The 610-nt window shown below is 45.9% G+C and carries 1 protein-coding gene; it reads left to right on the plus strand.

The features are described 5' to 3' along the window. Positions 1–27: 27 nt before the first annotated feature. The coding region (locus tag A3757_RS22955; protein ID WP_197470247.1) for a heavy metal translocating P-type ATPase metal-binding domain-containing protein at positions 28–610 on the plus strand (583 nt) is incomplete at its 3' end.

The following is a 610-nucleotide window of genomic DNA, read 5'->3' on the forward strand; positions in this document are numbered from 1 at the left end:
CAAGTCGCAGGACTAGGTTGGCAACACATGTGCAAGACTTGCTACCACTGCAATGAAGAGATTCCAAAAGGCTTTAGCGCAAAGATTGAGATTGGCGGAGAACAACAATCGTTTTGTTGTTATGGTTGTTTAGCGATCGCAGAAACCATTGTCTCTGGTGGTCTCGATAACTTCTATCAACACCGCACTGAAGCCTCATTAAAGCCCGACGACTTCACCGACGCACAACGCGATGAACTACTTCTTTATGATGACCCGGCGCTACAAACTGACTTTGTTACGGTAGATGGCAAACAGTCTGATGCTGCACTTAGTATCTCAGGAATTACCTGTGCCGCTTGTATTTGGCTCTTAGAGCGCGAAATCAGCTCACTTCCCGGCCTGATAAATCTATCAATCAATCATACGACTCACAAAGCGCTACTTAGCTGGAACAATGAACAGATCAAGCTAAGCAAAATCCTGATTAAAATACGCAAGCTAGGCTACAAAGCCTTCCCCTATCAGGAAGACAAAGCGAGACAACTTGCCGAGAAAGAGAAACGCAGCGCAATGTTTCGTATCGCTGTCGCTGGTATAGCGGCGATGCAAAACATGATGTTTTCAGTCC

It is taken from the genome of Oleiphilus sp. HI0117 (assembly GCF_001635235.1).